The sequence below is a fragment of the Azospirillum sp. Sh1 genome, from assembly GCF_008365135.1.
In the GTDB taxonomy this organism is placed as follows: Bacteria; Pseudomonadota; Alphaproteobacteria; order Azospirillales; family Azospirillaceae; genus Azospirillum; species Azospirillum oryzae.
This window is the reverse complement of sequence record NZ_VTTK01000100.1, coordinates 1-700: the sequence shown is the minus strand read 5'-3', so window position 1 is coordinate 700 and position 700 is coordinate 1. Positions and strand designations below refer to the sequence as shown.

The window sequence follows — 700 nt, the reverse complement described above, 5'->3', positions numbered from 1 at the left end:
CCCCGCCGCGCCAAGATCCCGAAGGCCCGGTACCGTGTGGAGAACTGGGCGGCCTACGACGCGGCGCTGCGTCGGCGTGGCGATCTGACCATCTGGGTGACACCGGAGGCGATCGCCGCCTGGACGCCGCCCGTCACGGGACGGCGTGGCCGGCCGGCGCGCTACTCTGACGTCGCCACGAGACCGGGCTGATGCTGCGCCTGGCGTTCGGTCGGCCGTGGCGGCAGACCGAGGGTTCGCGGGGCTCGCTCATGCGCCTGCTCGGCCCGGACTTGCCGGTCCCGGATCACACGACCTTCTCCCGGCGCAGCGCCGATCTGGCAGTCGCGACGGCGCTGGCCAGGACGGATGGGCCGGTCACCGTGGTCATCGACTCCACCGGGCTGAAGGTGTTCGGCAAAGGCGAATGGCACCTGCAGAAACACGGCGGTCCGGCGCGCCGGATCTGGAGGAAGCTCCATCTGGCAGTCGATCCCGACACGGGCGAGGTCCTTGCCTCGGAGTTGACGGGCAACGAGGAGGGGGACGCTTCACTGGTCGGCTCGTTGCTCGACCAGATCACCCGCCCGATCGATGCGGTCATCGCCGACGGTGCGTACGACGGCGAGCCAACCTACCGGACCGTTGCGGCGCATGCGCCGAACGCCGACGTCATCATCCCGCCGCGTGCCACCGCGGTGGTGAGCGACACCGCTGAGAC

1 pseudogene is annotated in these 700 nt (G+C 70.7%); it reads left to right on the top strand.

The features are described from left to right. Positions 1 to 700 (top strand): annotated as a pseudogene (locus FZ029_RS32800) (IS5 family transposase); the annotation flags it as partial.